The organism is Streptomyces sp. NRRL WC-3742 (genome assembly GCF_000720635.1).
Classification (GTDB): domain Bacteria; phylum Actinomycetota; class Actinomycetes; order Streptomycetales; family Streptomycetaceae; genus Kitasatospora.
In genome coordinates, this window is the sequence record NZ_JOCF01000007.1 from 87,859 (window position 1) to 100,389 (window position 12,531).

The 12,531-nt window shown below is 69.9% G+C and carries 12 protein-coding genes; 9 read left to right on the forward strand and 3 right to left on the reverse strand.

The features are described 5' to 3' along the window. Positions 1-19: 19 nt before the first annotated feature. A complete protein-coding gene (locus tag IH61_RS0106410; RefSeq protein WP_037971768.1) occupies positions 20-1,336 on the reverse strand; it encodes an ABC transporter substrate-binding protein in 1,317 nt (438 codons plus the stop codon). Positions 1,337-1,622: 286 nt separating this feature from the next. Here IH61_RS0106410 and IH61_RS0106415 point away from each other — a divergent pair, with 286 nt between their 5' ends. The 9 genes from IH61_RS0106415 to IH61_RS0106455 all read left to right on the forward strand — a co-directional run bounded on the left by IH61_RS0106415 (position 1,623) and on the right by IH61_RS0106455 (position 11,697). Further along, positions 1,623-2,663, forward strand: coding sequence for a LacI family DNA-binding transcriptional regulator (locus IH61_RS0106415; RefSeq protein ID WP_031066247.1), 1,041 nt, complete (start codon positions 1,623-1,625; stop codon positions 2,661-2,663). A gap of 966 nt (positions 2,664-3,629) precedes the next feature. Further along, complete coding sequence (locus IH61_RS45640; protein WP_158844696.1) at positions 3,630-4,634, forward strand: hypothetical protein; 1,005 nt, start codon at positions 3,630-3,632, stop codon at positions 4,632-4,634. Positions 4,635-4,696: 62 nt separating this feature from the next. Beyond that, positions 4,697-5,080 (forward strand): hypothetical protein, encoded by a 384-nt coding sequence (locus tag IH61_RS0106425; RefSeq protein WP_031066252.1) that lies wholly within the window; start codon positions 4,697-4,699, stop codon positions 5,078-5,080. Then, on the forward strand, positions 5,077-6,735 hold the full coding sequence (locus IH61_RS46765) for a hypothetical protein (protein ID WP_158844701.1): 1,659 nt from the start codon (positions 5,077-5,079) through the stop codon (positions 6,733-6,735). Before IH61_RS0106425 ends, IH61_RS46765 begins: the two co-directional genes overlap by 4 nt. 279 nt (positions 6,736-7,014) lie before the next feature. Continuing rightward, positions 7,015-8,325 (forward strand): tetratricopeptide repeat protein, encoded by a 1,311-nt coding sequence (locus IH61_RS0106435; RefSeq protein ID WP_051836387.1) that lies wholly within the window; start codon positions 7,015-7,017, stop codon positions 8,323-8,325. Between the two features lie 10 nt (positions 8,326-8,335). Continuing rightward, entirely contained in the window at positions 8,336-9,034 is a 699-nt protein-coding gene (locus tag IH61_RS0106440; RefSeq protein WP_031066261.1) for a 2'-5' RNA ligase family protein, read from the forward strand. 542 nt (positions 9,035-9,576) lie between these two features. After that, positions 9,577-10,413, forward strand: coding sequence for an ATP-binding protein (locus IH61_RS50180; protein WP_420713851.1), 837 nt, complete (start codon positions 9,577-9,579; stop codon positions 10,411-10,413). Positions 10,414-10,585: 172 nt separating this feature from the next. Then, positions 10,586-10,720 (forward strand): hypothetical protein, encoded by a 135-nt coding sequence (locus IH61_RS49500; RefSeq protein WP_267883991.1) that lies wholly within the window; start codon positions 10,586-10,588, stop codon positions 10,718-10,720. Positions 10,721-10,956: 236 nt separating this feature from the next. Beyond that, entirely contained in the window at positions 10,957-11,697 is a 741-nt protein-coding gene (locus tag IH61_RS0106455) for a DUF3658 domain-containing protein (protein ID WP_078910883.1), read from the forward strand. Between the two features lie 84 nt (positions 11,698-11,781). Here IH61_RS0106455 and IH61_RS42615 read toward each other — a convergent pair whose 3' ends face one another. Further along, a complete protein-coding gene (locus tag IH61_RS42615; protein WP_051836389.1) occupies positions 11,782-12,228 on the reverse strand; it encodes a hypothetical protein in 447 nt (148 codons plus the stop codon). Beyond that, the gene (locus tag IH61_RS0106465) at positions 12,229-12,459 is read right to left on the reverse strand and encodes a hypothetical protein (RefSeq protein ID WP_031066274.1); all 231 of its coding nucleotides are present in this window, start codon (positions 12,457-12,459) and stop codon (positions 12,229-12,231) included. Positions 12,460-12,531 lie beyond the last annotated feature (72 nt).

Sequence of the window (12,531 nt, forward strand, 5' to 3'; positions counted from 1 at the left end):
CTCTGGTGTTGACCGGCCGTCAGCCGCCGTTGGTGTTCTTCTTGTAGGAGTCCTGGAGCGCTTGGGCGAACTGCTCCGCACTCTTGCCGCCGTTGATCAGGTCGACGACGGCCTTCTGCATGTCGGAGACGGTCCCGGGCGGCAGGGACCCGTCGCCCTGTTCGCCGGCGAAGGAGTTGACTGTCTGGTTGGCCGCTGATGCCTTCTGGAACAGCTGGAAGCTGGCGTTGTAGGCGGCGCCGGCGTCGGCGGGCGGGGTGTAGCCCTTGATCGCCATGAACAGGCCGTCGGCCTTCACCTGGGCGTCCAGGTTGGTCTTGCCGGTGCTGAACGCCAGCGCCCACTTCTGAGCGAGGGCGACATTGGGCGCCTTGGCGCTCACCGTCATCCCACCGCCGGTGAAGACCGGCACCACGGGCTGTCCGCTCTCGGTGGGCCAGGTGAACACCCCGGTCTGGAAGGACGGGGGCTTGGTGTCGGCGGAGGCCGGGAACCAGCTGCCCATCGGGTACATCGCGGCCTTGCCGTCGCGGAACGCCTGCTCGGTGTTGGCGTAGCTGCGGCTGAGCCCTGCCTTGTCCAGGTATCCGGCCGAGGCCAGCTTGGCGACCTTGTCGGCGGCGGCCACGAACCGCGGGTCGGTGAAGGACGCCTTGCCGGAGGCCAGGTCCGTCAGGAAGGTCGGGTCCTGCGGGTACAGGTCGGCGCTGACTGCGGCGACCAGCGGGTACTGGTCGGCCCAGGTGTCGGTGCCGCCGCCGCCGATCTCGATCGGGGTGATCCCGGCGTCCTTGAGCTTGGCGCAGTCGGCCAGGAAGTCCGACCGGGTGGTCGGCGGGCTGCTGATGCCGGCCTTGGTGAACGCGTCCTTGTTGTAGTAGACGAACGGGACGGTCTGGGTCGCCCAGGGCAGCTGGTAGGTCTTGCCGCCGATCGCGCCGGCGTTCGGGTACATGAACTGGTTCAGCTGGTCGGCGGAGAACGGCGCCAGCGCGCCGGCCTTGACGAAGTCGGTCGGCGAGACGGCGATCATGATGTCCGGCAGCTGGCCGGAGGCCAGCAGTTGCTTGGCGTAGGTTGCCCGGTCGGTGGTCGGCGAGACCAGCTTCTTGATCTTGACCCCGGGGACCTGGGCGTTGACCCGGGCGATCGCGTCGTCCCAGGACTTCGCGGTCAGGTTCGGGGTCTCGAAGGTGAGCAGGGTCAGCGTGGCCTCCCCGCCCGCGGACGAGCCGCTCGAGTCGGAGCCGCCGCCGGCCGCACAGCCGGCGGTCAGGCCGAGGGCGGTGGCGGCCGCCAGGGCGAGGAATGCTGGTCTGTGCGAGCGTCTGAACATGATGGGGATCCTTCGGGGGGCGGCCTGAGTGGGGCGGCGGGCGAGCGTCCGATAGCTTCGCCTGAGCTATGAACGCGCGTTCATTACTGAGTGTCGGCGATGTTACGTGGATCACCAGGGGGCGTCAACGGTCCGAAACATGCTGGTTGTCTGGCGAGTTGACCTTGCACACCCCGCAATCGGATACTGAACCCAAGGTCACGTACGCGCGTTCATTCAGATTGACCGCGCAGTGTCCGGCGCCGCCTTCGCGGGGCAGTCGGCGATCCGATTCGGAAGGTGGAAGATGGCAACGAGCGAGGAAGTCGCGCGGCTGGCCGGGGTATCGCGGGCCACGGTGTCGCGGGTCCTCTCGGGCACGGTACGGGTCAGCGAGGCGACCCGGCACCGTGTCGAGGAGGCCGCGGCGCAGCTGGGCTACGAGCCCGACGTGGCCGCGCAGAGCCTGTCCGGCGCCCGCTCGAAGACCATCGCCCTGGGTTTCTTCGCCAACGACGTGTGGGCCCTGTCCCAGCTGACCCGCCCGCAGTACCACTTCCACCTCGACGTGCTGCGCAGCATCGAGACCGCCGCCGCCAAGGCCGGCTTCGACCTACTGCTGCCCTCACGCCCCAACAGCACGGCCAGTGACAGCTACGTACGGCTGCTGCGCTCGCGCCGGGTGGCGGGCGCGATCATGGTCGCCTGCCCGCCCGGCGACGTCCGCACCCAGGCCCTGATCGAGTCCGAACTGCCGACCGTCTTCATCGACTCGATCGGCGTCGGCTCGCACGCGACCTACGTGACCAGCGACAACATCGAGGGCGCCCGGCGGATCACTGAACACCTGCTGGATCTGGGCCACCGCCGCATCGCCCGGATCACCGGCACCGAGACCGACCCCTCGGGCCAGGACCGGATCACCGGGATCCGCCAGGCCCTGGCCGCCCGCGGCATACCGGAGGACCCAACTCTGACCGGCCGCTCGGACTGGTCCATCGAGGGCGCCTACCACGCCACGCTCGAACTCCTGGAACGGCAGGCGGATTTCACCGCCGTGATAGCGGAGAGCGACATGATGGCCATCGGTATCCTGCGCGCGCTGCACGAGCACGGCCTGCGGGTGCCCGAGGACGTTTCGGTCACGGGGTTCGACGACATCGACCTGTGCGAGTTCACCGCCCCGCCACTGACCACCGTGCGCCAGGACGCCGACGCGATGGGCACCGGCGCCGTCCACGCGTTGCTGAGCCTGGTGGACGGCACCGGCGTGGAACCGATCGTGCTCCCCACCGAGATCGTCGTACGGCGCTCGACCGCCGCTCCACGCAATCCGGGCGCTCGGTGAGGCCGCCCACCCCACGACGTCGCAGCGGGTCCTCCGTGGGCTGGTCGGGCCCGCTGTCCGTGCCGGTGACGACCTGCACGTTCGCGGAGAACCGGTGATTGCGGACGCCCCGACACCTCGGTCACAGCCCGGGATCAGGGCGCCGTCCACGCTGTCCGACCAAAACTGCACCCGACCGGCACGGGGCCCGGAGTTCCGCCGACTGCCGCACCGTCATCCGACCCGACGGCACGGGCCGGATGGACCACCAAGGCCGTGCGACCCGTTGACATCGGATGTATCGGTCTCTAGGTTCCCATTCATCCGCGAACCCTGCCCGCGACCATCCTCGCCGCTTACCTCCGGTGGGGCACGCGTCCTGTCGCTGGTCAGCTTCTGACGGCACGTCAACTGATGCCACGCGATGGCCCACAGATTGCATGCTTCCAGGTTCGCGAACTTCCTCGTGCCCGGCCGGGGGACGGGTACCAGACGCTGGTCGCCCATGCGCTCGGATCGCGCGTGGCAGGGTGCGGAGGACACCACGAACGGTCTCCCTGCTGGCGAACTCGGCCAGCGCGGCGGCGGTCGCGCAGCTCCTGCCCGGAGCGTGGTTTGAGCCAGGCTGATGTGACAACGAGAACTAACTCGCTGGAACGCCGGCAGGATCAGGCCGATGCCAGCCGAAGGTACGACCGTGGATGCCATGGCTGTTCGACGGTCGTGAACCCGGGGAGTTGGGCGGGTGGTTGCGGATTGACGCAGATCGCGGTCAGGGGCGGACTGGCTGAGGAAGTTTCAGATCTCCTCGTGGCGTCGGTTGACTGACCAGCAGGACTCCGTGTTACACCGGGTTCGGTTCGTCCTCGACCTGGACGACTTTTCTTCGACGCAGAGCAACACGCAGGTGGTTCGTTTCGTGGGAGATGCAGAATGCGCACACTGGGCCCGTCCGAGCACGAGGACTTTGCGCTGGGAGCTCCTCCGGTGGCTGACTTGAACCCCTGGGACGAGCTGGCCGAGGCGGACGCCGCCGGCATGGAGTTGCCGCCCAGGGAGGGGGGGAGCACGGTCCTTGCGCGAGGCGGAGCGACGCAGGTGGACGAGTTGCCCCTGTGGACGGAAGAAGGGAACTCCGAGCCGACCACCGATCGGTCGGCGACGGAGAACACCAGCCTTCCCGACCTCAAGGCGCAGCTCGGCGAAGTGGCAGCAGCGTGGCAGGAGATCGTGCCCGCGGAGCGAGGGACGGCCGAGGATCTGCGTGCGGTTCTGGAGGCCGATGTGCAGGCTCTCCAGGTGCGGTGGCAGTCCGTTGCCGCGGCCCCGCGTGGGGGAGGGGTGGTTGTCGCGAACGGCGATGCCGATCGGCGCGCGGATGCCGTCAACGCGGCCCTCCGCGATGCGGACCGACAAGCCCCGGCCCTCCATGGCGTACCCGAGTGGCAGGAGCTCCGGGCCGTTCGCGGGGAGGTCGGCCGCCTGTGGCGCAGCCTGGCGGCGCAGGCGGGCGAATTCGCTGAGCGGCTCTTCCGTGACCGTCGCGTCTCCGAGTTCCTCCGCAACGTCTCGATCCGCGCGTGCGAGACGATCGCATCGCTGGCCCAGTCGGCGGCCGACCGCCTCCGACGGGGCCGGACGGCATTGCCCAGCGCTGAGGTTCTCCTCGCGCTCGGCAACTCGGCCAACTCCTACGCCACCTCTGCGTGGAGCCACGGGCGCCTCCCCACGGCAGAGGCGTTGCTCGCCTCGGGAATCAGCCGCCAGGACCGCTCTCCGGCGAGGACGGACACCGAGGTCGACATCCCGGGCCTGGTGGCACTGGGCCGCGCCCTTCGGAAGCCAGGACCGGGCTCCGGGGTATCGGCTGTGGCGGCCCGCCTGCGCTCCGGCGGCGACCAGGTACGACCGGGCGCTCCTGCGGGAGATGAGGCGAAGAGTCAGGGACCGGGTGTGACGGCCCAGGCATGTCGTAGGCCGCGCCAGCGTTGACCTCCGTCTCCTTCAAGCACCGAACAACCTACAGGGAAGGCGAGATTGTGAATTCGAACCCCATGACGTCCGATGACGTCGAGCAGGTCGCAGCGGAGAGCCTGAGGGTTGCGAGCATCGTGGCCCTGTCGCTCGCAGATCTGGCCGCGACCGACGACCGGTACGACCAACTCGGCGCTTTGGCCGCCGCTTCCTCCGCCACCGAGGCGACCTGCTACCTGCCCCTGCCCCTCATGCCCGCGGTGGAGGGCTCTGATCGGCTGGATCACCAGGGGGTCATCCGCCTGGCAGGGCACTTGGAGGAACTCGCCGACGAACTCGACGAGCTTGGACGTCGTTCCACGGATCTTCGGCAGATCCGGGATCGCCATATGGCCGCCCTCCACAGCCGCGATGCGGCGATCGCCCTTCGGAGTTCCCTTCCCGTCGAGGAGTCGTCCGTATGACATCGGAGCCGACCTGGGGCGATTTCACCGGATCGGCAGCCGCGAGGCTCCAATTCGCTCTTGCCGTTCTGTCGGAGTCGTCGATCCGAAGCACTCCCGGACAGCATGCGGCGCGGACGGAAGCCCTGGCGGGTACGTGCAGCCTGTTGCACAACTACGCCCGGCGCTTTGGTCCACTGGCACATGCTCCACTTGGCATCGACGAAGGTGATGTCGCCCGCCTGGAGGACAACCTGGAAACGCTCGGGCGCGTGCTTCAGATCGAATCGTGCTACGCCAGCCCCGAACCCGACCCGGTCTCTCTTGACCTCGGCCTTGCCTCTCGGATGCTGGCGATCGGAAGTGACCTGCTCAACAGTCATCATGGTCCCGACGGGCAACATCGAAGCCCTTATGGGGCCTATCTGGACACTCCCGTCGTGGCCCGTCACGTCATGGCGGAGACGGCTGATCTCGCCAACACGGCCGGATGGGTCGCCACTTACCTCGGCGTGCGGTGTCCACCCGACCTTCGAGAGACCAGAGGGTTCGAGCTCGAGCGTCAACTGGTCGGTACGGCCGACCTGATCGAACGGGCGGCGATCGGGATCCGACGTCAGCTCAGTTCTCCGCGTCCTACATCACCAGCCCCTGGGCTCGCCAACCTCACCACAGCGGTGATCACCCCTCCCTCCCCGGTGCGGCCGGGTGAACCACAGCAGGAAGCCCTGGAGGCCGTCACCGCCGGGACCGCGTGGCTCGGGGCGCACATCACACGACAGGCGACGCTCCGTGTCCCGGACGTCACTGTCGCCAACCTTGTCCTGATCGCCAACCACACCGCGTACGCGCACCTTCTGTCGGCACGTTTGCTCGAGCACACAGGTGAGCACCTGGCCTCGGCCCTCGGCGTCCAAGACGCTCTCACGTCGGCTGCCGATTCCCTTCGTGTGGCCGCCAGGGCGTGGCAGCAGGTGGCCTTCGGCTGGGGGCAGCACTTCAAGTCCGCAGCGACCACTCGGAACCGGCAGCCTGTCCAGGAGGCCGAGTTCGCCGTCGTCAGGCTCGGCCGCACGCTCTTCTCCGCCGGCTGGACCCATCGCGACCGCGGGCGGCGTCCGACCCGAGCGCCGGGCGACATCATCGCCGCACCGTCCGACGCACCGCTCCTCCTCGCGGCCGTCCACGCCGTCCCGGCTGCCGCGCAGGTCCTCGCCGAGCACACCCCGTGGATCGCCGGCACCATGGTGGAGCGCGGCATCCTGCTCAGCTCCGATCCTGTGCACAATCCGCGCGGCAGCACGCCGGCCGATCAGTTCGAGAACGGCTGGACCCGCTGGTACCCGGCGTCCCCGGATCAGATCGCGCCGATCACCGGAGCCTACGACCAAGCCCGCAGGGCCTCTGCAACTGCGCAGTCCGCAACGGCTTCAGCAGCCGCAGCCGCCGGCCATCCTCTGGCCCGGGCGCTCCTCGAAGCCGACCGCCGCCGCACGCTCGGCTTCACGGGCAGCCCTGAGCGAGACCTTCAACGGGTGAACGCGGCAGCGGCCCGCGCCCGCAGCGTGACGGCATCACCTGCCATCACGCAGGAGCCCGAAGGGCTGGCCAAGCTCCGAGCGGCGGAGTTGTCCCGGGAACTCGCCGCGCATCACCGCAAGCGGAACGCGAGGTAGGCGACCGGGTGTCTAAGGGTGGCCACCCGCATTGCTTGAAGCTCGCCGGTGCTGATGGCTCTCAACCGGATCGGCTCTGCCGGACGGGCTCAGGTGTCGGGGTGCCGGCAGGGCCGATGGCACGTGCCAGAGTCGCAGTTGTGCGAAATCGGGCACTCGCTTGGCCGGTCGTCCCGCAATATCACTTGCACCTTGGATTTCCTAACAGCCCCGAAGGGAAATGGCGTTCGCGATACCGTGGAGGCTGACCGGAGCCGGACAGTTCGGCCGGAAGGCAGGGTGGCGGTGGAAGCGCCGAGGATCAAGCAACTGGCGCGGCGGCGGAACTGGGGCACCTACAACACCTTTGCCGCGGCATACCGGACCGTCGCGAGGGAACTCGGCAGGGCAACCAGCGACCGGCGACTTTCTGACTTGGAACTCCAGCCCCGCACCTACAGCCGCTGGATGAGCGGAGACAACGTTCCCCGCGGAGCGGCCGCACAGGTCATTGAGCAGATGTTCGATCTGCCGTTGGATGTGCTGTTCGCCCCGACGAGCCTCGACGAGCCGTCCGGCATCCCCTCATCGGCAGGCACGATCCTGCTGGACGACCCGCTCGCGATCGAGAACAGTCTGCTGAGGCTCGCCGGCTACTCGTTGCCGGACGAAGTCGTCACAGGCTTCCGCCAGTCGGTGGCGAGCATCGTCGACCGTTACGAGACCCAGGGCCCGCAGCGCCTGGTCGGCGAGGCCCGCGTGGTGCGGTCGACACTGCACTCCCTACTGTCCGGCCAGCAACTGCCCGCACAGCGAACCGAGCTGATGCGTCTCGTCGGCCGCGCCTCGGGCTTGCTGGCCTACATGGCCGTCAACGCCGGAAAGCCCGACGCCTCCAGGGCATACTGCACAGAGGCACGGACCCTGGCCCAGTGGACCGGCGATGTCGAGCTGGAGATGTGGGTCTTGGGGACCCTGTCACTATGTCTGTACTACCAGGGCCGCTACGAGGATGCCTTCGCGGCCGCGGCGGAGGGCGTGGACCTGGCGCCGGACAGTCCACAGGCGATCCGGCTGCTGTCCAACGGCCAGGGCAGGGCCCTGGCCCGTCTTGGGCGTCGCCAGGAGGCGCACGCCGTACTCGAGCGCGCCTACGTGCTGTCGGAGCGGCACGACGTGCCCGGCGGGCTCACTCCCTGCATCGCCTTCCAGTCGTACTCGCTCGCCCGGACTCTGGCCAACGCGATGACCGTGCACCTCTCGCTGGGCGAGACGGAGCGGGTCTTCGGGTACGGCGAGGAGATCTACGGCACCGTCCAGCGGTCCGGATCGGAGTGGAGCCGAGCGCTCGTCACCCTGGACGTGGCTACGGCCCATCTGCGGGACGGACAGCCCGACGTCGAGCAGGCGATGGCACTCGGCGCGCGGGCTCTGGAATCGGCCCGCACCGCACCCATCAGCTCGGTCTGGGACCGCGCGGGCGAACTCTACGAGGCCGCCAAGTACGATTGGCCTGCAAGCCGCCACGTGCGCGAGTACGCGGAGCGCCTGCGTCGCTGGAGCACCTTGCCTCCGGTGATACAGCTCGCCACCAGAGCACTGACCGTGTAAGGATCTGGCCGTGCTGCGCCCTTCCGCCCGGTCGTTCCCGCCGGCCCCGCCACTGGTGGACACGATGGACGCGATCGCGGCCAACGACTGGGACGCGTTCGCCGGCCTCACGTGCGTGACCCGCCACTGGGATCGTCCAGGGTGGACCCCGGACAGGCGGGTCTACTACTGGATGATCACCTTCCCCGCACACGGCGCCCCGCACGACCTCGCCCAGCAGTGCCAGGCTGCGCTCACCGGCCTCGGGCTCGACCCCATCCCCACCGGCGGACTGCACATCACCGTGCTACGCGTCGGAGACCGCAAACTGGTCCAGCCCGACCTGCTCCGCCGGCTCACCGCCGACGCTCGTGCGCTGCGCCTTCGACCGTTCTCCCTGGAACTGCGCCCCCTGGCCGGCTCCCCCGGCGCCGTCCGGCTCTCGGTCGGCCCGTGGGGCCCGCTGATCGGCCTGCACCATGCCCTGACCCGGCTCGGCCAGAGCCTCGGCATCCCCGGCGGACGGCCAACCGACGAGTACCGCCCCCACCTCGGGATCGGATACAACCCCATCGAACGGCCCGCCGCCGCCGTGGTGGAGGCGGTAGCCGCCCTGCGGACCCTGCCCGCCGTACACACCGTCGTCGACACCGTGGCGCTCGTCGAGCTGCGCCGCGAGCCCGGCCGCTACGCCTGGGACACCATCGCCCGCGTCCCCCTGTGTCCCTAACCGCTGGCTGGGCGCCGGTTTCCTGTCCCGGGTTCCGCGTCCTGCGACGGTCTCTGTCCAATCCGTGGCACAGCTCGGACATTCGGCGCCAGGACCTCGGACAAGGGAACACCGACAGCCACTGATTCCGGTGCAGCTGAGGGCTTCGCCGGGCCCCGGCGTCTCCTGGGGTGTCGGAATGTGGCGGTGGCGATGCCGTGAGTGCCGGTCCACGGTGGTGGTCGCTGCTGTGGGGCGCGCGTCGTCATCCGGGTCTTCGCAGCGGCCACCACCACGCCACCCACCCGGTGGCGGAGCACCTGGAGGCACGGCATGAACGCACCGACCCGGCTCTCGTGCGGCAGAAGAACACCGCAGAACGGCGCGGAAGCCGGTCCCTGTCCGGTCCCGGTCGCGCTCTACCCGTCGAGCCTGCCGGCCTCGCCCCACGCGGCGGGTCCCGAGGAAGAGCGCCGCCTGTCGACCTGGGCAGGAGTACCGGTGGGACCGGCGCTGCTGTACGCCCAGGCCCACGAACGGGGAGGGCCGCGGTGCCGAGGCTGATGCGGTTCGCCGCTGTGCGGGAGACCGTCGGCGACGTCCGCCGCTGGGCGCGCAAGGCGCTGCCGGAACTCGGCCTGCACCTGGACGAGGACCCGCTGTCTGATGTGCTTCTGGCGCTGTCCGAGCTGGTGGGCAACGCCGTGGTGCACGGCTGCGGGGGAGACTGCCCGGAGGTGCTGCTGACGGTTGCTCTGGTGCCGTTGCCCGGCGGCGGACTGCGGGTGGAGGTCTCGGACCCGTCCACGATTCGGCCCGAGCTCCGGGACGCGGACGACGAGGCGACCAGCGGGCGGGGCCTTGCCCTCGTGGCTGCCGTCGCCGCCCGTTTCGGGGCCGACGGCCTCGGAGAGGGCAAGCGAGTGTGGGCGGAGTTCGACTTCGACGGCGAGCCCCACTCGAGTACGGCGACTTCGGGCACCGCCGTCGTACCCGTACCCGTACCCGTACCCGTACCCGTAGCCGCGACCGTGCACGCCGACGCAGTACGGGTCCTGATGCCCCGCCCGGTGGACGGATCACCGCCAAGTCGCCGTACCGTCACCTACAGGCGGCATGAACACCTCGACCCCGGTGGTGGACCGGATACCCGGGCGGGCCACCACCGGACACCAAGCACCCACCCCGACCGGGGCGGGAAGGCGGAAGAGCAGCGCCTCCTCCTGGCGTACGGCTCGCCGCCCGCTGGGCCGCGCCGGGCAAGCAGCGCCGGCCCGCGCCCCTGCCGGACGTCCGTGTGGTGGACGGGGCCGGCACCCCTTTTGGGCAGTCCGTGTTGGCGGAACCTGGACTGCCCAAGGGGAGGGCCCGGCCGCCCCACAAGGCCGCCAACCCCCTAATGGGGATCGAAGCCGGCGGATCGCTGTTGCGCTCCCGGTCCTTTGAGACCTCGATGTAGAGCGCGGCTTCCGGCTTCACCGCTGCAGGCGCCGCGCGCTACCTGCTGGACGACGGCGACCCGGGCCGCTGGGAGCAGTCGCTGGCCGACACCCCTTCGCCCCGAGGTGACCGATGAGACTGCAACGGATACGCCTGCCCCGCTTCTTCCGTCGACGCCCCTACGTCCTCACCGCCCCGCCCGAAGCCCTGCGCCTCACTCCCGAGGAGATGGCCCGGCCCGGCCCCGAACAGCCCCGAACCTCATGAACGCCCCCGCACCGACGACCGGTGACCAGGCCATCGCGGCCCTCGGCTCCTCCTACCTGGGCGCCAGCGTCACCGAATTGTGCGAGTGGCTCGCGATCCCCGGCCCCACCGCCTTCACCGGACTGCGGCTGCAGCCCGTCGCTCGCGGGGGTCCGGGGGTGCGCTGGGCGGTGGGGGGCAGGTGGCCTGTTCATCTATACGTGCAGTGACCGAGTTCCCGTGGGAGCCTTGGATTCATGTCGACGGTCCATGTGGTGCCCAGCGATCCGGCGGGCGGGTCACTGTCTGTCGCTCTCCAGTCGGGTGAAGGTCCTGGTGCCCGGGTGCTGGTGTTTCCGGACGATCTCAGCTGGGGGCCGATCGCTCCTGCCGAACAGGCGGTCCGGGTGCGGTGGTGGGATGCGTTTCCCCCCATGGCGGGGGCCGCCGCCAACCGTATTGGACGCCAACTCACGGAGTTCGGGCGCGCGCTGGACGCCACCGGCGACCGTGTCGTGGTGTGGTTCGACCGGCGCTCGGCCAGTGAGATGGCCTTCTTCCTGGCCATGACCGAGCGGCTGGGCACGCGCTCCTTCGATGTCATCGAGGTCACCGGCCCGTTGGGGCCGGCGGTCGCCGCTCTCGATCCCGACGAGTTGAAGAACCTGCTGGGAGCCGCACGGCCGCTCACCGAGGAGCAGCGGACGAGCGGCAAGCAGCACTGGCGGCGGCTGACGGACGAGAACGCGACCTTCCGTGTCATCTCGGCCACCGGCCTGACCTCGGCGCCCGCCGAACACTTCGATGCCCAGCTGCTGGCGGCGAGCACGCCCGAGTGGCTGGCCGTCCACCGCATCGTCGGTCAGGTGATGGGCGACAACCATGTCGCCGACATGCCCTTGTTCTGGCGCGTCGCGACCCTGGTCGAAACCGGGAGACTGATCGCGGACGGCGATCCGTGGGCCGTACGGGTCACCAAGGTCCGCTTGCCGCAGTAGCGGGCGTGGCCCCCCGATCGAGAGCGTCCGCTGGCACGCGGTGAATTCAGGTCAGGAAAGTGATCGTTCCCGCGGCCTTGGAGATCAGTTCTTGCGGACCGAGGAGGTCTCGGTGGGCGCTTTCGAGGTGTGCACGATCCGGTCGCAGACGCGGCACGCGGTGGAACCGCTCTGCTGCCACCAGCGGCAGCTGGAACGGACGGCGCACGGGGGAAGCGGAGCGCCCGGATCGTCCGCGCCCACCTCCTGCGCGGCGTGCGCCACCGCGTCACCAAGCGAGCACCGATCCCCCTCCCACTGACCGCAGGCCGCTTCGACGCAGGGCCCGGCGAAGCGGAACCGCGCCTCCGGCGGGCGCAGGCCGGGCGCGGAGGCGCGGGCCGCGAAGTCGGCGTCCACCGTCAGCGGCCGGCGCAGCGCGGTGACCGTCCCGTCCGGCCGGACGATGCCGAGCAGCAGGTGGCCCGGGGCGCACAGGCTGCTCGGGCACGTCGTCCCGGCTCCGGCCGCACCGGCCTCGACCGGGCCCATCTACTTCTCCGGCGCCATGACGATCCCGATCGGGCCCGGCCGGTGGATCAGGGCGTCCACCGCGTCGCGGGCGGAGCCGGCGTTGCCGGACGGCACCTCGCGCAGCGGCGGCGCGAGGTCGAGTTCCGCGACCTCGTCGAGGACGGCTCTGCGCACCGAGTCCCCGATCCGCTCCAGCACGTTGTGGGGCAGGTCGCCCTCGACGGTGACGCGCAGTCCTTGTCTGGTCATGGCCTTTCCTTTCCTGGGGCAGTGGGCCGGCCGCCGACGGTGCGCCGGCCCACCCCGACGCTGTCACTGGAG

Coding starts and splice junctions, on each gene's coding strand:
- IH61_RS0106410 (WP_037971768.1), bottom strand. CDS start 1,336: ATGTTCAGACGCTCGCACAGACCAGCATTCCTCGCCCTGGCGGCCGCC.
- IH61_RS0106415 (WP_031066247.1), top strand. CDS start 1,623: ATGGCAACGAGCGAGGAAGTCGCGCGGCTGGCCGGGGTATCGCGGGCC.
- IH61_RS0106425 (WP_031066252.1), top strand. CDS start 4,697: ATGACGTCCGATGACGTCGAGCAGGTCGCAGCGGAGAGCCTGAGGGTT.
- IH61_RS46765 (WP_158844701.1), top strand. CDS start 5,077: ATGACATCGGAGCCGACCTGGGGCGATTTCACCGGATCGGCAGCCGCG.
- IH61_RS50180 (WP_420713851.1), top strand. CDS start 9,577: ATGCGGTTCGCCGCTGTGCGGGAGACCGTCGGCGACGTCCGCCGCTGG.
- IH61_RS49500 (WP_267883991.1), top strand. CDS start 10,586: ATGAGACTGCAACGGATACGCCTGCCCCGCTTCTTCCGTCGACGCCCC.
- IH61_RS0106455 (WP_078910883.1), top strand. CDS start 10,957: ATGTCGACGGTCCATGTGGTGCCCAGCGATCCGGCGGGCGGGTCACTG.
- IH61_RS42615 (WP_051836389.1), bottom strand. CDS start 12,228: ATGGGCCCGGTCGAGGCCGGTGCGGCCGGAGCCGGGACGACGTGCCCG.
- IH61_RS0106465 (WP_031066274.1), bottom strand. CDS start 12,459: ATGACCAGACAAGGACTGCGCGTCACCGTCGAGGGCGACCTGCCCCAC.